Origin of the sequence: Shimia biformata, from assembly GCF_016888515.1 — a bacterium.
In the GTDB taxonomy this organism is placed as follows: Bacteria; Pseudomonadota; Alphaproteobacteria; order Rhodobacterales; family Rhodobacteraceae; genus Shimia_A; species Shimia_A biformata.
Map to the genome: position 1 here is coordinate 792,048 of NZ_JAFEJK010000001.1, position 21,721 is coordinate 813,768.

At 60.8% G+C, this 21,721-nt stretch carries 23 protein-coding genes; 15 read left to right on the plus strand and 8 right to left on the minus strand.

Annotated elements, in window-relative coordinates; translation table 11 throughout:
* The first annotated feature begins 18 nt into the window (after positions 1 to 18).
* From JQ863_RS03760 to JQ863_RS03785, 6 genes are read left to right on the plus strand one after another with little or no spacing between them, the layout of a single operon-like run.
* Positions 19 to 1,704, plus strand: a complete 1,686-nt coding sequence (locus tag JQ863_RS03760; protein WP_204112986.1) for a sensor histidine kinase — start codon at positions 19 to 21, stop codon at positions 1,702 to 1,704.
* An 18-nt stretch (positions 1,705 to 1,722) separates the two neighbouring features.
* Entirely contained in the window at positions 1,723 to 2,166 is a 444-nt protein-coding gene (locus JQ863_RS03765) for an HPr kinase/phosphorylase (RefSeq protein WP_204112987.1), read from the plus strand.
* Positions 2,159 to 3,088 (plus strand): RNase adapter RapZ, encoded by a 930-nt coding sequence (gene rapZ, locus JQ863_RS03770; RefSeq protein WP_204112988.1) that lies wholly within the window; start codon positions 2,159 to 2,161, stop codon positions 3,086 to 3,088. Before JQ863_RS03765 ends, rapZ begins: the two co-directional genes overlap by 8 nt.
* The gene (locus JQ863_RS03775) at positions 3,085 to 3,477 is read left to right on the plus strand and encodes a PTS sugar transporter subunit IIA (RefSeq protein WP_204112989.1); all 393 of its coding nucleotides are present in this window, start codon (positions 3,085 to 3,087) and stop codon (positions 3,475 to 3,477) included. Before rapZ ends, JQ863_RS03775 begins: the two co-directional genes overlap by 4 nt.
* A gap of 4 nt (positions 3,478 to 3,481) precedes the next feature.
* Positions 3,482 to 3,760 (plus strand): HPr family phosphocarrier protein, encoded by a 279-nt coding sequence (locus tag JQ863_RS03780; protein ID WP_204112990.1) that lies wholly within the window; start codon positions 3,482 to 3,484, stop codon positions 3,758 to 3,760.
* A gap of 10 nt (positions 3,761 to 3,770) precedes the next feature.
* The gene (locus tag JQ863_RS03785; protein WP_204112991.1) at positions 3,771 to 4,640 is read left to right on the plus strand and encodes a lysophospholipid acyltransferase family protein; all 870 of its coding nucleotides are present in this window, start codon (positions 3,771 to 3,773) and stop codon (positions 4,638 to 4,640) included.
* A gap of 100 nt (positions 4,641 to 4,740) precedes the next feature.
* Here the strand turns inward: JQ863_RS03785 and JQ863_RS03790 are convergent, their stop codons facing one another.
* The gene (locus JQ863_RS03790; RefSeq protein ID WP_204112992.1) at positions 4,741 to 5,616 is read right to left on the minus strand and encodes a 3-hydroxybutyryl-CoA dehydrogenase; all 876 of its coding nucleotides are present in this window, start codon (positions 5,614 to 5,616) and stop codon (positions 4,741 to 4,743) included.
* A gap of 156 nt (positions 5,617 to 5,772) precedes the next feature.
* Between JQ863_RS03790 and JQ863_RS03795 the strand changes: the two genes are divergently transcribed.
* The gene (locus JQ863_RS03795) at positions 5,773 to 6,636 is read left to right on the plus strand and encodes a DUF6473 family protein (RefSeq protein ID WP_204112993.1); all 864 of its coding nucleotides are present in this window, start codon (positions 5,773 to 5,775) and stop codon (positions 6,634 to 6,636) included.
* Positions 6,637 to 6,670: 34 nt separating this feature from the next.
* Here the strand turns inward: JQ863_RS03795 and JQ863_RS03800 are convergent, their stop codons facing one another.
* From JQ863_RS03800 to JQ863_RS03815, 4 genes are all read right to left on the minus strand, one after another.
* On the minus strand, positions 6,671 to 7,597 hold the full coding sequence (locus JQ863_RS03800) for an electron transfer flavoprotein subunit alpha/FixB family protein (protein ID WP_204112994.1): 927 nt from the start codon (positions 7,595 to 7,597) through the stop codon (positions 6,671 to 6,673).
* Complete coding sequence (locus tag JQ863_RS03805; protein WP_204112995.1) at positions 7,597 to 8,355, minus strand: electron transfer flavoprotein subunit beta/FixA family protein; 759 nt, start codon at positions 8,353 to 8,355, stop codon at positions 7,597 to 7,599. The genes JQ863_RS03800 and JQ863_RS03805 overlap by 1 nt, the downstream gene beginning before the upstream one ends.
* A gap of 216 nt (positions 8,356 to 8,571) precedes the next feature.
* Positions 8,572 to 9,144, minus strand: a complete 573-nt coding sequence (locus JQ863_RS03810; RefSeq protein ID WP_204112996.1) for a cob(I)yrinic acid a,c-diamide adenosyltransferase — start codon at positions 9,142 to 9,144, stop codon at positions 8,572 to 8,574.
* 5 nt (positions 9,145 to 9,149) lie between these two features.
* Entirely contained in the window at positions 9,150 to 9,350 is a 201-nt protein-coding gene (locus JQ863_RS03815) for a twin transmembrane helix small protein (protein ID WP_204112997.1), read from the minus strand.
* 254 nt (positions 9,351 to 9,604) lie between these two features.
* Here JQ863_RS03815 and JQ863_RS03820 point away from each other — a divergent pair, with 254 nt between their 5' ends.
* Positions 9,605 to 10,561, plus strand: coding sequence for an ATP-grasp fold amidoligase family protein (locus JQ863_RS03820; RefSeq protein WP_204112998.1), 957 nt, complete (start codon positions 9,605 to 9,607; stop codon positions 10,559 to 10,561).
* Between the two features lie 2 nt (positions 10,562 to 10,563).
* Here the strand turns inward: JQ863_RS03820 and JQ863_RS03825 are convergent, their stop codons facing one another.
* Positions 10,564 to 11,409, minus strand: a complete 846-nt coding sequence (locus JQ863_RS03825) for an SDR family NAD(P)-dependent oxidoreductase (RefSeq protein WP_204112999.1) — start codon at positions 11,407 to 11,409, stop codon at positions 10,564 to 10,566.
* 74 nt (positions 11,410 to 11,483) lie between these two features.
* Entirely contained in the window at positions 11,484 to 12,128 is a 645-nt protein-coding gene (locus JQ863_RS03830; RefSeq protein WP_204113000.1) for an SH3 domain-containing protein, read from the minus strand.
* A 156-nt stretch (positions 12,129 to 12,284) separates the two neighbouring features.
* On the opposite strand from JQ863_RS03830, the gene parC reads away from it, so the two are divergent.
* From parC to JQ863_RS03845, 3 genes are read left to right on the plus strand one after another with little or no spacing between them, the layout of a single operon-like run.
* On the plus strand, positions 12,285 to 14,621 hold the full coding sequence (gene parC / locus JQ863_RS03835; protein ID WP_204113001.1) for a DNA topoisomerase IV subunit A: 2,337 nt from the start codon (positions 12,285 to 12,287) through the stop codon (positions 14,619 to 14,621).
* A gap of 3 nt (positions 14,622 to 14,624) precedes the next feature.
* Entirely contained in the window at positions 14,625 to 15,920 is a 1,296-nt protein-coding gene (locus tag JQ863_RS03840; RefSeq protein WP_204113002.1) for a DUF898 family protein, read from the plus strand.
* Between the two features lie 8 nt (positions 15,921 to 15,928).
* Positions 15,929 to 17,050, plus strand: coding sequence for a M48 family metallopeptidase (locus JQ863_RS03845; protein ID WP_204113003.1), 1,122 nt, complete (start codon positions 15,929 to 15,931; stop codon positions 17,048 to 17,050).
* Between the two features lie 54 nt (positions 17,051 to 17,104).
* Here JQ863_RS03845 and JQ863_RS03850 read toward each other — a convergent pair whose 3' ends face one another.
* A complete protein-coding gene (locus JQ863_RS03850) occupies positions 17,105 to 17,680 on the minus strand; it encodes a LabA-like NYN domain-containing protein (protein ID WP_204113004.1) in 576 nt (191 codons plus the stop codon).
* Between the two features lie 160 nt (positions 17,681 to 17,840).
* Here JQ863_RS03850 and folK point away from each other — a divergent pair, with 160 nt between their 5' ends.
* From folK to JQ863_RS03870, 4 genes are all read left to right on the plus strand, one after another.
* Entirely contained in the window at positions 17,841 to 18,401 is a 561-nt protein-coding gene (gene folK / locus JQ863_RS03855; RefSeq protein WP_204113005.1) for a 2-amino-4-hydroxy-6-hydroxymethyldihydropteridine diphosphokinase, read from the plus strand.
* A gap of 76 nt (positions 18,402 to 18,477) precedes the next feature.
* Positions 18,478 to 18,831, plus strand: a complete 354-nt coding sequence (gene rpoZ / locus JQ863_RS03860; protein ID WP_204113006.1) for a DNA-directed RNA polymerase subunit omega — start codon at positions 18,478 to 18,480, stop codon at positions 18,829 to 18,831.
* A gap of 24 nt (positions 18,832 to 18,855) precedes the next feature.
* Positions 18,856 to 21,009: a RelA/SpoT family protein gene (locus JQ863_RS03865; protein WP_420826217.1), complete on the plus strand. Its 2,154-nt coding sequence runs from the start codon at positions 18,856 to 18,858 to the stop codon at positions 21,007 to 21,009.
* Between the two features lie 18 nt (positions 21,010 to 21,027).
* The gene (locus JQ863_RS03870) at positions 21,028 to 21,693 is read left to right on the plus strand and encodes a DUF2062 domain-containing protein (protein ID WP_204113007.1); all 666 of its coding nucleotides are present in this window, start codon (positions 21,028 to 21,030) and stop codon (positions 21,691 to 21,693) included.
* The last annotated feature ends 28 nt before the right edge of the window (positions 21,694 to 21,721 follow it).

A 21,721-nucleotide genomic window follows, 5' to 3' on the forward strand; every position in this document is an offset into this window, starting at 1 on the left:
CGGGGGCGAACTGCGCATATGACTAAAGGTCGCGATGGCGACGTGGTGCTGGGGGATGACTGGGTCGCCCCCGAAGCCAACGTCGAAAAAGAGATGCGTGGCCGGCGTGAACGACGCCGGCTATTGCCGCTCAGCCGTTCGCCGCTGACGCGCAAGATCATCACGTTCAACCTGATCGCCCTTTGCATTCTGGTTGCCGGTATCCTCTACCTCAATTCCGCGCGTGACAGCTTTTCCGTGCAACGGGCGACCGGTCTGATGGCCGAGGCGCGGCTTGTCGCTGGCGCATTTGAGGCGCAGATGCCCGGCAGCGCGCCGGTCAACCTTGTCACGGGTGACGGGGTGGATGTCGACGCCACACTAGAGGCGCTGCGCATCAGCACCGGCTCGACCGTACATGTCTTTGACGCGACCGGAACTTTGATTGAAAGCAAGGCAGGGTCGGCTCCGGTGGATGCCGCCAAGAAACTGTCGCAGCGTCCGGACGGCACCCCGCTGACCAATGCGATGAACTGGGTGTGGGACAAGCTGGCCGGAAACGGTGATGCGGTGCTGTACTCGATCCCGCCGCTTGACCAACAGGCGACCAAATTGGCGCAGGACTCGACCCGGCAAGGTGAGTTGCTGGCGACGTTGAAGGACCGCAGCGGTGCATCGGTTTTTGCCGTTGCGACGCCGTTCCCGGCCAACGGCGCGCCGGTTGGGGTTATCGTCATGACCAGCGCGGCGGGTGAGCTGGACCAGATGGTGCGCAGCGAACGAGAGCGCGTCTTGCAGATGTTCCTGATTGCCCTTGTTGTCTCGGTCGGCCTGTCGATGGTTCTGGCCTCGACCATTTCGAACCCGCTGTCTGATCTTGCTGCCGCTGCGGAAGTCGGCCGAGAGAACGGTGCGCGCAAAGTCAATCCCGGCCGCGTCCGCATCCCCGACCTGACCGCACGACCGGATGAAATCGGCCGCCTGTCCGGGGCGCTTCGGGGCATGGTCTCGGCACTTTATGAGCGGATCGACAGCAACGAACAGTTCGCCGCCGACGTCGCCCATGAGATCAAGAACCCGCTTGCGTCGCTGCGCTCGGCAGTGGGGTCGCTGCGCATGGTCAAGAAGGAAGAACACCGCGAGAAACTTCTCGATGTGATCGACCATGACGTACGCAGGCTCGACCGGCTGGTCAGCGATATTTCGAACGCGTCGCGGCTGGACAGCGAACTGGTCAAGGAAGACGAAGAACAGTTCAACCTGCTGGATATGATCGGCAATATCGCCCAGTACCTGGGCGAGGATGCCAAGGGCAAAGGCATAGATTTCATCACCGATTTGCCCGACAAACCCGTCGTCATCAACGGCCTTGAGGCGCGACTTGCGCAGGTTTTCGTGAACCTGATCACCAACGCGATCAGCTTCTGCGAAGAAGGCGACGCAATCCGCATTTGGGCCCGAAAACGTGAAAACCGCGTGCTGGTCGTGGTCGAGGACACCGGCCCGGGCATTCCCGACCAGGCGCTGAACAAGATTTTCAACCGCTTCTACTCGCAGCGTCCCGCCGACCAGTTTGGCAACAACTCGGGCCTGGGACTTGCGATCTCGAAGCAGATCGTCGAGGCACATGGCGGCGTCATCTGGGCCGAGAACATCCGCCCGACGGATGCTGACGTCACTTCGGACCCGTTGGGCGCCCGCTTCGTGGTCGGCCTTCCGGTCTGATCCCCGAGGGGTGCGGCCATGCGTGGGAAACTCCCCCCGGCCGACAGTGAAGTCCTACATGCCAGCACTGTGGCGCTGAACGGCCGCGCGGTATTGATCACAGGACCATCCGGCAGCGGAAAATCTGCACTTGCGCTGCACCTGATGGGGTTCGGGGCGCGGCTGATTTCGGATGACCGCACCTGTGTCTGGATGACCGATGGGCGTTTGGTGGCAGCCGCTCCCCCCGCCATTCACGGTCAGATCGAAGCGCGCGGCGTCGGCATCCTGACCGCCGAAGCTGACGCCTCCGCCGAAGTCGTCCTGTGCGTCGACCTGTCCCGCAGGGAAACCGACCGTCTGCCGCATCCGCATGTCACAATCATTCACGGTATCGAACTGCCCCTTGTGCTGCGCGTGGACGCGGCGCATTTTGCCCCGGCGATCCTGCAAATCCTGAAGGGGGAACGGCGCAATGCCTGATCGGGACAACCACCCCGCTGAAACCCACAAGGTCGTTCTTGTCACTGGCCCGTCCGGGGCAGGCCGGACAACGGCGATCCGCGCGCTCGAAGATCTGGGGTTCGAAGCGATCGACAACTTGCCCCTTGGCATGTTCAAAAGACTGTTCAACGGCCCGCCCCTGACCAAGCCAATCGCGTTGGGTGTGGATGCGCGCAACCGGGATTTTTCGCCCGAAGCCTTGTTGAAGGCCAAGGCAAAACTTGCTCAGATCGACGGGATATCTCCTGAACTGGTGTTTGTCGACAGCGCCCCCGCGGTTCTGCTGCGCCGCTACAGCGAAACCCGGAGACGCCACCCGCTGGCGCCCTCAGCAGGGCCAGAAGAAGGCATCCGCCGCGAACTGGCTGTGCTGGAACTCGTCCGCCCCGAGGCAGACCTTCTGATCGACACAAGTGATCTCAGCCCGCATGACCTGCGTCGGACCATTGAGAAATGGTATGGGACCGGGGGCGGCGCGGATCTGGCGGTCGAGGTGCAGTCGTTCAGCTACAAGCGCGGGTTGCCGCCCGGCGCGGACATGGTGATTGACTGCCGCTTTCTGTCAAATCCGCATTGGGTTGCCGAGTTGCGTCCGCTGGACGGGCGCGATTCGGCGGTTGCCGCTCATGTTGCGGCGGACCCGCGCTTCCTGCAATTCTTCGATAGGTTGAGTGATCTTTTGCAGATGCTACTGCCATCCTATACGGCCGAGGGCCGGGCCCATTTCTCGGTTGCCTTTGGGTGCACCGGGGGGCGTCACAGGTCGGTTTTCGTGGCACAAACACTGGCCCGGACCCTTGCGGACCAGGGCTGGCAAGTGTCAATAAGGCACCGCGAGTTGGACAGTGCAAACGCGCCGGACAACCAAAAGCGCGACCACCACAGGGGCACCAGGGATTGATCGGAATCGTGATCGTTGCACATGGCGGGCTGGCCAGAGAATATCTGGCAGCGGTGAACCATGTTGTCGGGGCACAACCGGGCATTCGGGCCATCACCATTGAAAATGACCATGACCGCGGTGCAAAACAGGCAGAGATCTGTCTGGCTGCGGATGAAGTGGATGACGGCAATGGCGTGGTTATCGTGACCGACATGTTCGGTGGTTCCCCGTCAAACTTGTCGCTGCGCGCCTGCGCGCCTGAAAACCGTCGAATTGTCTATGGCGCCAACCTGCCGATGTTGATCAAGCTTGCCAAAAGCCGCCACCTTGCGGTCCCTGACGCGGTGCGCGCCGCCCTGGAAGCTGGTCGCAAATATATCGACAGCCAGAATATCAATATGGATTGAATACATGTCCCAGACCGTGAGCCGCACGCTTCAGATCGTGAACGAAAAAGGCCTGCACGCGCGGGCCTCCGCCAAGCTTGTCGAGGTGGTTGAGGGATTCGACGCCTCTGCCGAAGTGTCCAAGGACGGGATGAGCACGGGGGGCGACTCGATCATGGGGCTGCTGATGCTGGCCGCGTCCAAGGGCACCTCGATCGAGGTTCAGACCTCGGGGCCGGACGCACTGCCGCTTGCGGACGCAATCGAGGCGCTTGTGGCCGACAAGTTCGGCGAAGGTTTCTGACGGCAATCCGATGGCCGTAGATGATACTCAAAGAGAGACGCACACGGGCGAGGTTTATGACCGTCGCACGCTGACCTATGCCAATTCCTTCGACAACCGATGGACGGCTCTGGCGATCAAGACGATCGAATGGTTGACCGGCAAATTCCGGATCCTGCGCATGGTCAACAAGTTCGAAAAACAGAACGCCGATTATCGCGGACAACGGTTTTGGGCCGGCGCACTAAAGGTCATGGGAATAGATCTGCAGACCCCAGCGGACCAATTGGCCAATATCCCCAAGGACGGTCCGGTTGTCGTCGTCGCCAACCACCCGCATGGCATGGTGGACGGGATGGTGCTGGCCGAACTGATCGGTCGCGTGCGTCAGGACTATCGTATCCTGACCCGGTCGGTGCTGACCGGCCTCGACGAAGCCGCCACCAGTTTCATGATCCCGGTGCCTTTCCCACACGACCCGGATGCGCAGCGCAAGATGGTCGAGATGCGCGGTAAGGCGATGGATCACCTCAAGAATGGCGGTGTCGTGGCGCTGTTTCCATCCGGCGTGGTGATGTCATCCGACGGGTGGTGGGGCGAGGCGATCGAGCGCGAATGGAACGTGTTTACCGCCAAGATGATCCGCCGGTCCGGGGCGCAGGTGGTGCCGATCTTCTTTCCTGGTCGCAATTCCCGCGCCTACCAGATTGCCTGCCAAATCTCGCCGATCCTGCGCCAGGGGCTTCTGCTGCATGAAATCGTGCGCTCCTGCGACAAGCCGATCGCGCCGGTGATTGGTGCAAAACTGACGGATGACCAGATGGCGCCGTTGGAGACCGATCCGCGCGGCTTCATGGCGTGGCTGCGGCAGCATACGCTGAACCTGGGTCGCGGGACGTAACAGCGCCCGTTTCCTCTTGCCGGAAATACCTCGGGGGTGAAGTTTGAAAATGCCTGCATTTTCGAACGAGGGGGCAGCGCCCCCGCACCCGGAACGCCTCTCAGCGGGTCGGGACCGGCACGTCCCCGCGATAATCATAGAACCCGCGCTTGGTCTTGCGGCCCAGCCAGCCAGCCTCGACATATTTGGTCAAGAGGGGGCAGGGGCGGTATTTGGTATCCGCCAGCCCGTCATGCAGCACGTGCATGATCGCAAGGCAGGTGTCCAGCCCGATGAAATCGCCCAGTTCCAGCGGCCCCATCGGATGGTTCGCGCCAAGCTTCATCGCATTGTCGATCGATGACACGTTGCCCACGCCTTCGTACAGCGCATAACAGGCTTCGTTGATCATCGGGATCAGGATGCGGTTGACGATGAAGGCGGGATAGTCTTCGGCGGAGGCGGCGGTCTTGCCCAGGCGTTCGACGATGCCAAGGCAAGATTGATAGGTGGCCTCGTCCGTGGCGATGCCGCGGATCAGTTCGACCAGTTGCATGACCGGCACCGGGTTCATGAAGTGGAACCCCATGAAGCGCTCGGGCCGGTCGGTGCGGCTTGCCAGACGTGTGATTGAGATCGACGAGGTGTTTGAGGTCAGGATCGTTTCGGGTTTCAGATGCGGCAGAAGCGCGTCGAAAATCTTGTACTTGATCTCTTCGGCCTCGGTCGCGGCCTCGATCACAAGATCGGTTTCGCCAACGCGGGGCAGGTCCAAGGTCGCGGTGATCCGACCCATGGCCACCGCCTTTTCGTCGGCCGAAATCTTGTCGCGGCTGACTTGCCGTTCCATGTTCTTGTCGATTCGCGAAATCGCTGCGTCCAGTGCATCCTGGTTGATATCGTTCAACGTCACGTCATAGCCCGCCAACGCCATCACATGGGCAATCCCGTTCCCCATCTGGCCCGCGCCAATGACGCCGATTGAAGTGATATCCATTCCGAAGCTCCATGCAGTTTGCCCGACAATAGGCTTGCTACGATCCCGGCTGCAAGAGCGCGCGACGCCGAAAATTCGAGACAAACTGCCCCTTTCACGATTTGACAATCCCTTTCGGCGAATCTTGTGGCGGGTGAACAAAAACTGGTGGGAACCATGTCATTTGAAAAACCGGGCGCGGGGGCGCTCGACTATGAGCTGTGCCGGTACGGAAAGTCGCGGATCGCGTTTCGCGGGCCACGCAAACGACTGGACGGAAGTCATATTGCCTTCATCGGCGGAACCGAAACATTCGGGAAATTCGTGGCCGAGCCATTCCCAGAGCTTGTGGAACAGGCGTTGGGGTTGCCCTGCGCCAATTTCGGCTGGGGCAATGCCGGGATTGACGTGTTTCTGAACGAACCGGCGGTCACGGATGCGGCGCGGCAGGCGCAGGTGACGGTGATTCAAGTTATGGGCGCGCATAACATGTCAAATCGGTTCTATCGCGTCCATCCGCGCCGGAACGACCGGTTCATCGGCGCGTCTCAGACCATGAAAATGATCTTTCGCGAGGTCGATTTTACAGAGTTCAATTTCACCCGGCATTTGATCGGGCGGCTGGCTGCTCGCGCACCGGACCGGTTCCCGCTGATCTGGGAAGAGTTGCGCGCGGCATGGCTGGCCCGGATGCAGATGCTGATCAATGTCATTGAAAGCGATGTGATCCTGTTGTGGGCGGCAGACCGCACCCCGGACCAGGCAACCAGTGACCCCGGTCCCGGCCGTGACCCGGTGTTTGTCGATCGCTTGCTGATTGAACAACTGCGCCCGATGGTGCGCGACATTGTCGAGGTCGAGTATTCGGTCAAGGCGCGGGATGCGGGCACCGAGGGGATGGTTTTTGACGAGCTGGACCGCCCCGCCGCCGAGCGGACACCCGGCCCGCGCGCCCATGTCGAGATGGCGACCGCACTGGTGCCGGTGATCGAGGACGTGATGGCAAAGAAAAGGCCCACCACGGGGGCGGGCCTTTCATGAGTGCTTGCATGGCGGCGTCTGCCGCCGAAGCAGATCACAGTTTTTCGGTCAGTTCCGGCACAGCCTGGAACAGGTCGGCGACGAGGCCGAAGTCTGCAACCTGGAAGATCGGGGCCTCTTCGTCCTTGTTGATCGCGACGATGATTTTCGAGTCCTTCATGCCGGCAAGGTGCTGGATCGCACCCGAGATGCCGACGGCGATATAGAGGTCCGGCGCAACGACCTTGCCGGTCTGACCGACCTGCCAGTCGTTCGGCGCATAGCCAGAGTCGACGGCGGCGCGCGACGCACCCACGGCGGCGCCCAGCTTGTCGGCCAGCGCTTCGATGATCTTGAAGTCCTCTTCCGAGCCGACACCACGACCACCCGAGACGACGACACCAGCCGAGGTCAGTTCGGGACGGTCGCTTTCGGCGACCTTGTCCTCGACCCATTCCGAAAGGCCGGGGTTGGCGGCGGCGCCAATGGATTCGACCGAGGCCGAGCCGCCTTCACCAGCGGCGTCGAAGGTCGAGGTGCGGAAGGTGATGACCTTTTTCGCATCCGACGATTTCACGGTCTGCACGGCGTTGCCGGCATAGATCGGACGTTCAAACGTATCAGCATCGACCACGCCGGTTACATCCGACAGCACCATCACGTCCAACAACGCGGCCACGCGGGGCATCACGTTCTTGGCGTCGGTGGTCGCGGGCGCGACGATGTGGCTGTAGTCACCCGCCAGCGACACGATCAGCGCGGCGGTAGGTTCCGCAAGGCGGTGGCCCAGAGAAGCGTCTTCGGCGACCAGCACCTTGGCGACGCCATCGATCTTGGCGGCGGCGTCTCCGGCAGCGGCGGCAGATGCGCCAGCGGCCAGAACGGTCACGTCACCCAGCGATTTCGCGGCGGTGACAGCCTTGGCGGTGGCGTCCAGCGCCAGTTCGCCATTGTTGACTTCTGCGAGAAGAAGAACAGCCATTACACAGCCCCCGCTTCTTTGAGTTTCGCGACGAGTTCGTCCACCGAACCCACGATGATACCTGCGGCGCGCTCGGCCGGTTCCGCGGTCTTGACGACCTCAAGGCGCGGGGTGACGTCGACGCCGTAATCGGCGGCGGTTTTCTCATCCAGCGGCTTTTTCTTCGCCTTCATGATGTTCGGCAGCGACGCATAGCGCGGCTCGTTCAGGCGCAGGTCGACAGTGATGATGGTCGGGGTCGAGACCTTGATGGTCTGCAGGCCGCCGTCCACTTCGCGGGTCACAACAGCGCTGTCGCCGTCGATGTCCACTTCGGATGCAAAGGTCGCCTGGCTCCAGCCCAGAAGCGCCGACAGCATCTGGCCGGTGGCGTTCATGTCATTGTCGATCGCCTGCTTGCCGCAAAGGACGATGCCGGGCTGTTCTTCCTCGACAACCTTGGCAAGGATCTTGGCAACTGCCAGCGGCTCGATGTCCTGATGGACGTCATCGGCGGCAACCACCAGAATCGCACGGTCGGCACCCATGGCCAGCGCGGTCCGCAGGGTTTCCTGCGCCTGTTTCACGCCGATCGACACGGCGACGACTTCGTCAGCCTTGCCGGCTTCTTTCAGACGGATCGCTTCTTCGACTGCGATTTCGTCGAACGGGTTCATCGACATCTTGACGTTGGCGAGATCAACTCCGCTGCCATCCGCCTTCACACGGACTTTCACGTTGTAGTCAATCACGCGTTTGACGGGCACAAGCACCTTCATGGGCGTAAGACTCCTTCAAAAAATATGAGCCGAGGATACGACTCGGGCGAAACGCTCTCGCGGCGTTGATATATTCTTGCGCGGCGCGGATACAGGGTAAAAACGTCACGTTTTGGCCCAGCGACGCCGCGTCCCGCATTAATTGACGCGAGGTTGTTGCGAGAGTGTTGCAAGGGATTTCAGGCAGATAGCGCAAACATTGGCGCGACAGCGGCGTCAGCGGTTGGCGCCGGGCACCCACAGGACATCGGCTTTGCCGCCGTCATTGGCCACTCGCGCGGCGACGAAGAACCAGTCGCTGAGCCGGTTGAGGTATTTCACCGCATGGGTGTTCACCTCTTCCATTGCGGCCAGTTCCACGGCCAGCCTTTCGGCCCGGCGCGCAACCGTGCGGCACAGGTGCAGATGCGCGGCAAGGGCGGACCCGCCGGGCAGGATGAAGGATCTCAGCGCTTCGAGGTCGCCGTTCATTCCGTCGATCTCGGATTCCAGCCGGGTGACCTGGGGCTCGATCATGCGCAGGGGCGGGTATTCAGCCTTTGCATCGCCAGCGAGATCGGGGCGGCAGAGATCGGCGCCAAGGTCAAAAAGGTCGTTCTGGATGCGGGCAAGGGCCGCGTCCATGTCACCATCCGCATGAAGTCGTGCCATGCCAACGGTGGCGTTCAATTCATCCGTGGTCCCGTAAGCGGCCACACGCGGGGCGTGTTTGGCAACGCGGTCCCCGTTTCCCAGCGCGGTTTCACCCTTGTCCCCCGTGCGGGTGTAGATCTTGTTCAGGACAACCATCCCACTCAGCCCCCTCGAATCCAGACGAACAGCAGGATCAGCAGAATTGCCACGAATTGCGCGGCAATGCGCAGGCGCATGATCTTGTTCGAGTTCTTGCGCGCGAACTCGCCCCCACGGGCAAACCCGCCGATGCCGATCATCAAGATTACCAAGACACTGATCGCTGCGGCGGCGACCACCCAGAACAAGGGATCCGAGGCCATGCGACTCTCCTGTAACTTACAATTCACCGGACTCCTTAAAGAATCCCACGATGAAACTGAACCTGCAATCGGAATTAGAGTGGATTTGAGGGGCGGCAACCGTCATGTTGCGGGCGCAGAAAAGGAGCTGTCGCAGTGACCGCAAAAATGGCTGGATATCAGCGTCGATGATAGGGGCTGGCAAAATTCGCGCGATAAAGTACCTGCGCAAGATCGATCGCAGGCGAAAGCGCGCCCGGGCGGCGGCGCGCGACTTGCCCCTGCATGAGCGCCCCGGTTTCATCTATGACCAGACATACGAAAACGAGATTCAGGGCGTTGCCTATGGCTGGGTGAAATGGAACCTTGAAATCCCGGATTTCGCCAATCCGACCCGCTTGTTCGAAAAGGGGCGGGCCTTGCAACTGGTCCACCCCAATCCGCTGATGTCGCTGGTCGCCGACAAGGTCCGTTTTCGGGACTATGTCAGGCTAAAAGGGGTGGATATCGAACCACCGCGCCTGTTGGAAGTTTATGATGATGTAGAGTCCGTCTTGCGGGCGAAGCTGCCAAGGGCAGGGGTTCTGAAGAAATCGAATGGGTGTAATCAGAACCAGATACTCGGTGCGGGCGGCCCCGAGGCGGCGGAGCTTGAGCGCCTTGTCTGGAAGTGGGAGCGAGACGCCTTCTGGCGTGTTCAGTCCGAGTTTCATTATCGCGATATTCCGACGCGGTATCTTGTCGAAGAGTTCCTGCCGTCCGGGGCGCACCGGGTCGAGTACAAGATTTTCTGCGTGATGGGCGAGGTCGTGCATGTCTCGCCGCGGGTCAATGATGGCCCACCGGTCTATTTCGGCACAAACTGGCAGCCGGTCAAAACACGTCCGGCCGTTGACGCGCCGGTCAGAATGGATGTGCCGCGGCCACCATTTCTGGAACAAATGATCGAAGTCGCACAGGTGCTTTCGGCCGATTTTGCGGTTGCGCGTATCGACTTCATGAAGTTTGACGACCGGCTGGTGCTGGGAGAGATCACGATGTCACCGGGGGCGTTCCGCACCCGGTTCGAGCCACCCGAGCGCGACCTTGAGCTTGCGCAGAAGATGGAGTTCTCCCGGTTGCCGCAGTTGGAGGAGACTGGCCGCGCGATTTGCAAGCAGCTTGGCTGGGACGCCGAACCCGGATTTGGTCATTGGGCAGGTGATCCGCGGCTTTCCACAGGGGGGGTGTGACCCTATCCCTTTGCGACCACCCAGTCCAGTGCACGCGTCGGCAGGATTCGGCGCAGGAAATCCATTGCAAATGTCGGCTTGGTCACGAAATACCGCGGTTTCGGGGACTTCGCTTCCAGTGCGTGGATCAGTTTCCGGGTGACCGCCTCGGCGGGCAGTTCGAACCGGTCGGCAGTTTCTGACTGCGCATAAAGCCGTTTCAGCAGGCTGTTGCGGTATTGCGTGGCGCGCGGACTGGCTTCCCAGTTGATCCATTTCTCGAAATGCAGAGCGGCGTTCTTGCGGAACTTCGACGTGATGGGGCCGGGTTCGATCAGCACGACCTTGATGTCCGTGTCGCGCATTTCCAGCCTCAGCGTATCGGTCAGACCTTCCAGCGCGTATTTGGTGGCGATATAGGCGCCGCGCCATTTCATGGGCACAAGTCCAAGGACGGAAGAGCAGTTGACGATCCGCCCGGTTCCCTGTGTGCGCATCACCGGGATCACGGCCCGCGTCAGTTCGTGCCAACCGAAGAAGTTGGCCTCGAAGATGGCACGCAGGGCGTCGGTCGGCAGGTCTTCGACCGCGCCGGGGATGGCATAGGCGCCGTTGTTGTAAAGCGCGTCCAGAGTGCCGCCGGTCTTGTCCAGCACCTCGGCCAGACCGGTGCGGATGCTGTCGGTATCGGCATAGTCGATGCGCGGGCTGTCAAAACCCATTGCGTTCAACCGGTCACAGTCGGCCTGTTGGCGGCAAGAGGCAAAGACATGCCAGCCCCGGTCGCGCAGGCCCTTGGCGGCATCAAGGCCGATGCCCGAACTGCATCCCGTGATCAGGATCGACTTTCGTGCGGTGTTTTTCGCCATCTGCTGCCGGTGCCTCTTGCCTTGTGCGCCGCATTCTATGGCGGGCAAATGGGGCAAGGGCAAGGCACCCGTCGTCAGTCGAATGCCCGTTCGGTCAACAGGCGCGAGGACATCCAGCCGATGCGCTGTGTGTCGACCACGCGAAGTTTGGACCAGCCGTTGGCCTCTGTGGTCAGCACTTCGACCACCTGCCCCCGAACGAGCGTATCCAGGACCTGGTACCCGGTGCCGGGGCCCGCGCGCATGTTGACGCGGTTGCCATTCACCTCGCGGAAATCCTGGGCCAGGATTTGTGGAATTGCGCTCGGGGTTTCACCGCCTTCTGTCGTCGTGGATGCGCGGTCGGAGGTGGTAAAGGGCGATGACACGGTCAACCCGCCGCCTGCCAATGGGGACTGCACGGTTTGCGGCTCTGTCAGAGGGGCAGGGGCGGGTGATTGAGGGACGGTGCTTTGCGATGTCACGGCTGGAATCGCGGCGGGTGCGGTCAGGGTTGCCAGGTCGGAGGTGTGTCCGGCGGCCTTTTCAACCGGCGCCGAGGCCGGACTCGTCACTGGAGCCTGGTCTGAACTTGCGATGCCAGCTGGCTGTGCAGGCGTCACGGACCGGGCTTGTGCCTGGTCTTCCAGCGTTTCACGCGGATTGAAATCGGCGCCGCCGCTCAGTTCATAGAAAGCCCAGCCTAGAAAGACAAAGCTGAGAAAAACAAATTTTTTCATCGGGTGTGGTCCCGGCGGGAATGTGTCAGATCAACATGATTTCATTACGATTTCGGACACTAACATGGATGGTGCGCGAGCGGTCAGTGAAAAAACCATGCGTTTTCCCCGCATGGCCGCTTTACCGTGATTTGGACGCAGGCTATCACCAATTGCATGAGTGACCTTCTCGACGACGACGAACGCCCATCCCCGGACATCTCGGAACCGCTGCGCCGTGCCATTGGCGAGCGTTACCTGACCTATGCCCTGTCGACGATCATGCACCGTGCCTTGCCGGATGCGCGTGACGGGTTGAAGCCGGTGCATCGGCGTATCCTTTATGCGATGCGCGAATTGAAACTGTCGGCGACAGGAGGCTTCCGCAAATCGGCGAAGATTTCCGGCGACGTTATGGGGAACTATCACCCGCATGGCGACGCTGCGATCTATGACGCGATGGCGCGGCTGGCGCAGGACTTCAACGTCCGCTACCCCTTGGTCGACGGGCAGGGGAACTTCGGCAATATCGACGGCGATAACCCCGCTGCCAGCCGATACACCGAGGCGCGGATGACCATCGTCGCCGAGGCGATGCTGGACGGGCTGAACGAGAACGCCGTCGATTTCCGCGAGAACTATGACGGCACGTTGAGCGAACCGGTTGTCCTGCCGGCGACCTTCCCGAACCTTCTGGCGAACGGGTCCAGTGGTATCGCGGTGGGCATGGCGACCAATATCCCGCCGCACAATATCGCGGAATTGTGTGACGCCTGCCTGCACATGATCAAGACGCCGGATGTGCGCGACGACACGCTGCTCAACTATGTGCCGGGGCCGGATTTCCCCACCGGCGGTGTGATCGTCGAACCGCGCGACAGCATTGCGCAGGCCTATCGCACCGGGCGCGGGTCGTTCCGGCTGCGCGCCAAGTGGGAGGTCGAGGATCTGGGCCGGGGACAGTGGCAGATTGTTGTCACCGAGATCCCCTATCAGGTTCAGAAATCCAAGCTGATCGAGAAGATCGCCGAGCTGATCCAGACCAAGAAAGTGCCGATCCTGGCGGATATCCGCGATGAATCGGCGGATGATATCCGGGTCGTGCTGGAGCCGCGTTCGAAGAACGTGGATCCCGAGGTTCTGATGGGGCTGATGTTCCGCAACAGCGACCTTGAGGTGCGGTTCAGCCTAAACATGAACGTGCTGATCGACGGGGTCACGCCCAAGGTCTGCTCGATGAAGGAAGTGCTGCGCGCTTTCCTCGATCATCGCCGTGACGTGCTGATCCGCCGGTCGGAACACCGGATGGAAAAGATCGACCACCGGCTTGAGGTGCTGGAAGGCCTGATCGTCGCCTTCCTGAACCTTGACCGCGTGATCGACATCATCCGCTATGACGACGACCCCAAGGCCGCCCTGATGCGTGAGGCATGGGGCCGCGATTTCGTCCGCGCCACGTCCGAGGCTGATTATCAGCCGCCCGCACCCGGCGAGGGTGAGTTGAGCGAGGTTCAGGCCGAGGCGATCCTGAACATGCGCCTGCGGTCTTTGCGGCGGCTTGAGGAAATGGCGCTGCGGAATGAGCAGTCAGAGTTGCTGGCCGAGCGCGAGGCGCTCGCCGACTTGCTGGACAGTGAAGAACTGCAATGGGCAAAGATTTCTGAGCAGCTGCGCGAGACCAAACAGAAGTTCGGCAAGGACTACGAAGGTGGTGCACGCCGCACCGTGTTTGCCGAGGCGGGCGTGGTCGAAGATGTGCCGCTTGAGGCGATGATCGACAAGGAACCGATCACTGTCGTGTGCAGTCAGATGGGCTGGATTCGGGCCATGTCGGGCCATATCGACCTGACCCGCGAATTGAAGTTCAAGGACGGCGACGGCCCGCGGTTTATCTTCCACGCTGAAACCACCGATCGGCTTCTTGTTTTCGCCACCAATGGCCGGTTCTACACGGTCAGCGCGGCAAACCTGCCCGGTGGCCGGGGCATGGGTGAACCGCTGCGCCTGATGGTCGATCTGCCCAACGAGGCCGAGATCATTGATATCATGATCCACAAGCCGGGCGGCAAGTTGCTGGTGGCTTCGACAGAGGGCAACGGGTTCGTGGTGCCTGAGGATGACGTGATCGCCCAGACCCGCAACGGCAAGCAGGTGCTGAACGTAAAGGACGGTTCCAAGGCCAAGATCTGTGTTCCGGTTCAGGGCGACCATGTCGCCGTCATCAGCGAAAACGGCAAATTCCTTATCTTCCCCCTTGCCGAATTGCCCGAGATGGGGCGCGGCAAGGGTGTGCGTATCCAGAAATACAACATGGCGCGTGGACGTCAGGGGACGCTGGAACTGGATGGAGGGTTGTCTGACCTGACTACCTTCACTCTGACCGAAGGGCTGAAGTGGGAAATGGGCGGTGGCAAGACCCGGCATGAACCTGATGTCAGCGAATGGCTCGGCAAGCGCGCCGGGGTCGGCAAGCGTCCGCCCTATGGGTTCCCGAAAAGCTACAAGTTCCGCTAGCGGATGGCGGGTGAGGACCCATCGACCAGCACCAACCCAGCGGAAGTCGCCGGGGCCGCCGATCTGCCAAAGGTCCATCGCGGGGCGAGGCGTTCAGAGGATACCTCCCCGGACCTGTCAGAACCTGAAGTCCACAAGGGCCGGTTCACCGGCGGCAAGTGGCGCATGTTCCTTCTTGCGGGGCGGACCGGTGCGCTGACTGTGCTGACCCTTGGCTTTTACCGGTTCTGGATGAAGACCCGTTTGCGCCGCTGGTACTGGTCGGCCGTGCGCATCGGGAATTTTCCGTTGGAATATGTCGGTGATCCGCTGGAGAAGCTGCTGGGTTTCCTGATCGCGGTGGTGTTCCTGGCCTTTTACATTGGCGTGGTGAACCTGTTGCTGATGTTTGCCAGCTTCTCGCTGTTCCAGGGCAGTTTTCCAGCCTATTTCCTGTCGCTGCTCGGCGTCCTGCCGTTGTGGTTTTACGCCCGCTACCGGGCATGGCGCTATGTGCTGGCGCGGACGCGATGGCGGGGGATACGCTTTGGGCTTGCCGCGGGCGCGTGGGGGTATGCTTGGCGGGCGCTGGTGCATTGGGCCCTGGCCATCCTGACGCTGGGCATCCTCTGGCCGCGCAAGACCTTTTGGCTTGAGAAATACCGGACCGACCGCACGTGGTACGGGTCGCATAGACTGCAGCAGGGTGGACGTTGGCGCGACCTTCTGGGGGCCATGAAACACTTGTATGTTTCGGTCGGGATTGCCGCCGCGATGGTCGGGTATGGTGCGATCACCGAAAGCGTGGACATGGTGGTGCGCAGCCTGGTTCTATCGCCCTGGATCGCCTACGGACTGGCCTTTTGGCGCGCGCGCAGCTTTTCGATCCTGACCCGCAACAAGACGGCACACGGGATCACCTTCGAGTCGCAGGCGCGCCCGGCGCGGATCTTTGGCATCTATGTGCTGGGCTATTCCATCTCTGGGTTTATCGCTTTGTTTGTGCTGGTCCCGCTGGTTTTGGTTGCGGCCGCGATTTTTTCCGGGTTCGGATTCGGGGCGACATTGGATCTGGGGCCATTGGATGACTTGCCATCATGGTTTCTTAGCCTTCTTGGCGCGGTGCTTTATTTCTCGCTGTTTCTTGTCTGGGGCGCCCTGCGGCATGCGTTCGTAACAGTGCCGCTTTGGGCGCATTTCACCGAAACGCTGACGGTGCTGGACCACGATGGGCTTAAGAATGTCCATCAGCGCGCGCGGGATGAATTCGAAGAGGCCGAAGGTTTTGCAGAAGCGTTGGATGTGGGGGCGGCGATATGAAGCCCGCGATGCCCACGGTCATACGCGTTGGGGCGAAGCCGGATGCCGTTACCGCCTTCGGGATCTATTTCGATGGCGAAACGGCGATCCCGAACGACGTGGTGCTGACGATCGACGAGGCGCGCAGCGCCTTGCGTATCCACGTCGGCGCGAAAACCGTGATTTGGCCGCTGGCAGACATCCGGCGGGTGCCCGATCAGGCCGACAGATCGCGTCAGCTTTTGCGGCTGGCCGGCGACCCGGTTGCACGCCTGTTCACCGAAGATCAGTTGGTGACGGTCCGCTGTCCCAACCTTGGCCGCCGCGTTCCGACATTGCGGACCGGTCGGTTGATGTCGTGGGCGGCTGGTGCTGTGGCATCGGTTGCAATCATCACCACCGTGCTTGTCCCGGTGATGGCGAACCAGCTTGCCGACGTGATGCCAGCGCGCGGCGAAAAAGCGCTAGGAGATGCCACGTTTCAGCAGATCCGCAGCGTCCTTGCGCCCAGTGGGGCCGATGAGTTGCGCCTGTGCGAATCGCCTCAGGGGGTGCGCGCGTTGAGCAAGATACGCACCCGGCTGGAAGGGGCGATGGAGCAGAGCCACGAACTGACGGTTGCGGTGCTGGACCACGGAATGGTCAATGCCTTTGCCCTGCCGGGTGGCTATGTCGTGTTTTTCCGCGGGCTGATCGAAGCAGCGGAAAGCCCCGAGGAACTGGCGTCAGTTTTTGCTCACGAGATCGGTCATGTGGACCAGAGGCACGTGACCCGACATGTCTTGCGGTCCGCAGGGACTATCGGGGTTCTGGGGCTGCTGTTCGGGGATTTCGCGGGCGGGGCGCTTATCCTGTTCCTGACGGAGCGCCTGATCCGCGCCCAATACAGTCAGGCAGCTGAGACCGAGGCTGATGAGTTTTCCATCGAGTTGCTGCCAAAGGCGGGTGTTTCGCCCGAGGCCCAGGCCCGGATGTTCGAGAGATTCCGCGCGATGGCCGGGGAAGCGGACGGGCTTCTGGCGCATTTTCTGACCCACCCCCGGTTGAGTGAGCGGATCGACATGGCCCGCAATGCAGTGCCTGAGGGGTTTGAGGGAACGCCGTTGCTGACAGATGCGGAATGGCAGGAGTTGAAGCGGATCTGCAGGTGAGATCACCCTACCGTTCGAAACGAAAAAGGCCGGGTTCGTGACCCGGCCTTTTCATTATTTCGTAGTGAATTCGACCTCTCGGTCGCGATCGGTCTGCGGATCGCGCGGCGGGCGGCCAATGACCTCGCGCAGGCCGTCAAGCTCGATGAAATTGTCAGCCTGACGACGCAGCTCGTCCGAGATCATCGGCGGTTGGCTGCGGATGGTCGAAACAACCGAGACCCGCACGCCCTGACGTTGCAGGCTTTCCACCAGCGGCCGAAAATCGCCGTCGCCCGAGAACAGGACGATGTGGTCCACATGGGGCGCAAGCTCCATCGCGTTGACCGCCAGTTCGATATCCATGTTGCCCTTGACCTTCCGGCGGCCCTGGCTGTCGGTGTATTCCTTGGCAGGCTTGGTCACCATGGTGAACCCGTTGTAGTGCAACCAGTCTACCAGAGGCCGGATCGGGGAATATTCGTCATTCTCCAGAAGGGCAGTGTAGTAAAAGGCGCGCAGAAGCTTGCCGCGGCGCATGAATTCCTGCCGAAGAAGCTTGTAATCGATGTCGAACCCAAGCGCCTTGGCGGCGGCATACAGGTTGGACCCATCGATGAACAGCGCCAGCCGTTCGTCTTTGTAAAACATAATTGTCCTTTCTATATCCGCTACGCCAAAGTTTCCGTGAGTGAATTGGGCTGTGCGCGGCGGCGCAAATAAATTATAGGTATTTCCCCGGTTAGCAAGTGCGGCTTGCGCTACCGCAGCGAATCATTACCCTTTCATAGTGACGCATCGGCGCTAAAAAATGAACAAAAATTGGCTGTTAGCCCTTGGTGGCAACCTGGACTCGGCCCATGGCGCGCCGGATGTGACGTTACGTGACAGTTTCGTGAAGCTGAATATGACACCCCTAAGGCTTGTGTCGGTGTCGCGCTTCTTCCGCACACCGTGTTTTCCGGCCGGAGCGGGACCGGACTATGTGAATGCCGCCGCTGTGGTGCGGTCGGCGCTGCCGGCTGACGAAGTCCTTGATATCCTGCACAAGATTGAGGCCGATTTCGGACGCGCGCGCACCCAGAGATGGGGCATGCGGACCTTGGATATTGACTTGCTGGGCTGCGATGACCTGGTGTTGCCTGACGAAGCCACGCAGTCCCAGTGGCGCGGTCTGCAGCCCGAAGAACAGGTCCGTGTAACCCCCGATCAACTTATCTTGCCGCACCCGCGAATGCAGGACCGAGCCTTTGTTTTGGTTCCGCTTTGCGACATTGCCGCAGGCTGGCGGCACCCGATATTGGGGCAGACGGTCGCACAGATGTGCGAAAACCTGCCCGACTCCGACCGAAACGCCGTTGTTCCACTGTGATTCTCTGCTTGTATTGGCGCAGAATCCCTCTTACATACAGCTTTTCTGACAGCGACCCGAAAATTGGAGTGCACTGATGGCCCGTGTTACCGTCGAAGATTGCGTGGACAAGGTCCCGAACCGGTTCGAGCTTGTGATGTTGGCCGCACATCGCGCGCGTGAAATTTCGGCTGGCGCGCCGATTACCGTGGATCGTGACAACGACAAGAACCCGGTTGTATCGCTGCGCGAGATCGCGGACGAGACCCAGACCGCCGACGAACTGCGCGAACGTCTGATCGAATCCAACCAGACTCAGATTGAGGTCGACGAGCCCGAAGATGACGCAATGGCGCTTCTGATGGGGGCCGAGGCAGACAAGCCGGCTGATGACGACATGAACGAAGAGAACCTTCTGCGTCAGCTGATGGAAGCCCAGGGCCAGGGCTGATCCTCTAATTGCCGGTGGGCGCGAATGTCGACTTCTCACGAGCTGTTTCCCGCTGATGAGCTTGTCGCAAGTATTCGCGCCTATAATCCCAAGACCAACGAAGACCTGATCCGGGCGGCCTATGAGTATGGCCGCCAGATGCACGAGGGGCAGTTCCGTCACTCGGGCGAGCCCTATTTCACCCATCCGATCGAAGTTGCCCGCATTCTGGCCGAGCAACATCTGGATGACGCCACCATCATCACTGCATTGCTGCATGACACGATCGAGGACACCCGTGCCTCGTATCAGGAGGTTGCGTCGACCTTCGGTGATGAGGTTGCGATGCTGGTCGATGGGGTCACCAAGCTGACCAACCTGCAGTTGTCTTCGACCGAGACCAAGCAGGCAGAAAATTTCCGCAAGCTGTTCATGGCGATGTCCAAGGATCTGCGTGTGATCCTGGTCAAGCTGGCGGACCGTTTGCACAACATGCGCACGATCAAGGCCATGCGCCCCGACAAGCAGGCGCAGAAGGCGCGCGAGACCATGGACATCTATGCGCCGTTGGCCGGGCGCATGGGGATGCAGTGGATGCGGGACGAGCTGGAAGACCTCGCATTCAAGGTTCTGAACCCCGAGGGGCGCGCGTCGATCATGCGGCGGTTCATTACTCTGCAGCGCGAAGCGGGCGACGTGATCGAACGCATCACCGGGGACATGACCACCGAGCTTGAAGCCAAGAATATCGAGGCCGAAGTGTATGGCCGCGCCAAGAAGCCCTATTCCGTCTGGCGCAAGATGCAGCAGAAGGACCAGGGGTTTTCGCGCCTGTCGGACATCTATGGCTTTCGCATCATCACCGGGTCGGAAGAGGACTGTTATCGCGTGCTGGGCGCGATTCACCAGCGCTGGCGCGCGGTTCCGGGGCGGTTCAAGGACTATATCAGTCAGCCGAAATCAAACGGCTATCGGTCGATCCATACTACGGTATCGGGGCGAAACGGGCGCCGGGTCGAGGTGCAGATCCGCACCAGGCAGATGCATGACGTTGCCGAAACCGGGGTGGCGGCGCATTGGTCCTACAAGGATGGTGTGCGCGGTGAGAACCCCTTTGCCGTCGATCCGGTAAAATGGATCAGCGGCCTGACCGAGCAGTTCGACGCCGAGGAAGATCACGAGGATTTCCTCGAGGCGGTCAAGCTCGAGATGTATTCCGACCAGGTGTTCTGCTTCACGCCCAAGGGCGAGGTCGTCAAGCTGCCGCGAGGGGCGACACCGATTGATTTTGCCTATGCCATCCATACCCGGATTGGTCATGCCTGCGTCGGGGCCAAGATCGACCATATGCGTGTTCCGCTCTGGACCCGTATCAAGAACGGTCAATCGGTCGAGATCATCACCGCCGAAGGCCAGACACCACAGGCCACATGGCTGGAGATCGCCACGACAGGCAAGGCACGTTCCGCAATCCGGCGGGCGCTGCGCGAAGCGGATCGGGAAAGGTTCGTGAAACTGGGGCGCGAACTGGCGCGCACGGCGTTTGAGCATGTCGGCAAACGGGCCACGGACAAGGTGCTGGACACCGCCGCGCAGCAATTGCGGTTGAAGAACCGGGACGAACTTTTGGCACGTATGGGCAGTGCCGAATTGACCGCGCATCAGGTGGTGCAGGCGGTCTATCCCGACCTGGCCCCCGACGAAAGCGATGAAATCAGCACCGAACGCGCTGTGATCGGTCTGAGCGAGGATCAGCAACCCCATCGCGCGCCCTGTTGTCAGCCGCTGCCGGGCGAGCGCATTGTCGGCATTACCTTCCGGGGGGAAGGGGTTGTCGTTCATGCCATCGACTGCGAAGTTCTCAGCGATTACGAGGAACAACCCGGTCGTTGGCTTGACCTGCATTGGCACACAGGCAAGCACAAGCCGATCTATCCGGTCACGCTGGATCTGACGATTGGCAACGATGCTGGCGTGCTGGGACGTATTTGCACATTGATTGGCGAGCATAAGGCCAATATCTCGAACCTTGAGTTTGTCGACCGGAAACCCGATTTCTTCCGCTTGTTGATTGATGTCGATTTGCGCGACGCAGAGCATTTGCATTCGGTGATGCTGGCCCTTGCAACGGAAAGCGATGTCGCGTCGGTCGAGCGCCATCGCGATCCCCAGCGGGCAAGGTCGCCGGAGAAACACTAGGAACAAGGACCGCAGCGCGTGGTATTCAAACGTCGGGATAGGAGGCCGTTCTACCAAGTGGTGGCCGACTTGATCTATCCCAAGGGCGGTTGGACGCGGGCCTTTCACTACGTCAAGCACCGGGTTCGGCGCCTACCGGGATCGCCGGAGCGGATCGCGCGCGGGATCTGGGCAGGAGTCTTTACCACTTTCACCCCGTTTTATGGCCTGCATTTTGTGATTGCGGCGGTACTGGCGCGGGTGATGCAGGGCAATATCCTGGCGGCGCTATTATCGACATTTTTTGGCAATCCGCTGACGTATCTGCCGATTGGAGTGATCTCTCTCAAGACCGGGCATTTCATCCTGGGGACCGAGTTCGCCCATGGCACCGAGGAGTCGCTGGCGCGGAAATTCGCCAATGCTTCGGCCGATCTGTGGCTGAACTTCAAGGCGCTATTTACCGATGTCGATGCCGACTGGTCGGGGTTGTCGATCTTTTATGACGAGGTGTTCTTTCCCTACATGGTTGGGGGAATCCTGCCGGGTATCATCTGTGCCTCGGTCGCCTATTACCTGGCCGTGCCGGTGATCCGTGCCTACCAGAAACGGCGCGCTGGCAAGATCAAGGCAAAGCTTGCGGCGCTCAAGGCCAAGGCTGCGGCGAAAGCGGCGCAGAAGAAGGCGGCTGAGAGCAGCAAATAGACTGAATTGGTGGTTTCAGTTCCGGCGG

Excerpts from the sequence above, each read along its gene's own strand:
- JQ863_RS03780 (WP_204112990.1), top strand. The coding sequence starts at position 3,482 with ATGTCCCAGACCGTGAGCCGCACGCTTCAGATCGTGAACGAAAAAGGC.
- JQ863_RS03765 (WP_204112987.1), top strand. The coding sequence starts at position 1,723 with ATGCGTGGGAAACTCCCCCCGGCCGACAGTGAAGTCCTACATGCCAGC.
- rapZ (WP_204112988.1), top strand. The coding sequence starts at position 2,159 with ATGCCTGATCGGGACAACCACCCCGCTGAAACCCACAAGGTCGTTCTT.
- JQ863_RS03830 (WP_204113000.1), bottom strand. The coding sequence starts at position 12,128 with ATGAAAAAATTTGTTTTTCTCAGCTTTGTCTTTCTAGGCTGGGCTTTC.
- JQ863_RS03805 (WP_204112995.1), bottom strand. The coding sequence starts at position 8,355 with ATGAAGGTGCTTGTGCCCGTCAAACGCGTGATTGACTACAACGTGAAA.
- JQ863_RS03810 (WP_204112996.1), bottom strand. The coding sequence starts at position 9,144 with ATGGTTGTCCTGAACAAGATCTACACCCGCACGGGGGACAAGGGTGAA.
- JQ863_RS03845 (WP_204113003.1), top strand. The coding sequence starts at position 15,929 with ATGCCCACGGTCATACGCGTTGGGGCGAAGCCGGATGCCGTTACCGCC.
- JQ863_RS03825 (WP_204112999.1), bottom strand. The coding sequence starts at position 11,409 with ATGGCGAAAAACACCGCACGAAAGTCGATCCTGATCACGGGATGCAGT.
- JQ863_RS03795 (WP_204112993.1), top strand. The coding sequence starts at position 5,773 with ATGTCATTTGAAAAACCGGGCGCGGGGGCGCTCGACTATGAGCTGTGC.
- folK (WP_204113005.1), top strand. The coding sequence starts at position 17,841 with ATGAACAAAAATTGGCTGTTAGCCCTTGGTGGCAACCTGGACTCGGCC.
- JQ863_RS03815 (WP_204112997.1), bottom strand. The coding sequence starts at position 9,350 with ATGGCCTCGGATCCCTTGTTCTGGGTGGTCGCCGCCGCAGCGATCAGT.
- parC (WP_204113001.1), top strand. The coding sequence starts at position 12,285 with ATGAGTGACCTTCTCGACGACGACGAACGCCCATCCCCGGACATCTCG.
- JQ863_RS03785 (WP_204112991.1), top strand. The coding sequence starts at position 3,771 with ATGGCCGTAGATGATACTCAAAGAGAGACGCACACGGGCGAGGTTTAT.
- JQ863_RS03840 (WP_204113002.1), top strand. The coding sequence starts at position 14,625 with ATGGCGGGTGAGGACCCATCGACCAGCACCAACCCAGCGGAAGTCGCC.
- JQ863_RS03790 (WP_204112992.1), bottom strand. The coding sequence starts at position 5,616 with ATGGATATCACTTCAATCGGCGTCATTGGCGCGGGCCAGATGGGGAAC.
- JQ863_RS03800 (WP_204112994.1), bottom strand. The coding sequence starts at position 7,597 with ATGGCTGTTCTTCTTCTCGCAGAAGTCAACAATGGCGAACTGGCGCTG.
- JQ863_RS03760 (WP_204112986.1), top strand. The coding sequence starts at position 19 with ATGACTAAAGGTCGCGATGGCGACGTGGTGCTGGGGGATGACTGGGTC.
- rpoZ (WP_204113006.1), top strand. The coding sequence starts at position 18,478 with ATGGCCCGTGTTACCGTCGAAGATTGCGTGGACAAGGTCCCGAACCGG.
- JQ863_RS03865 (WP_420826217.1), top strand. The coding sequence starts at position 18,856 with ATGTCGACTTCTCACGAGCTGTTTCCCGCTGATGAGCTTGTCGCAAGT.
- JQ863_RS03850 (WP_204113004.1), bottom strand. The coding sequence starts at position 17,680 with ATGTTTTACAAAGACGAACGGCTGGCGCTGTTCATCGATGGGTCCAAC.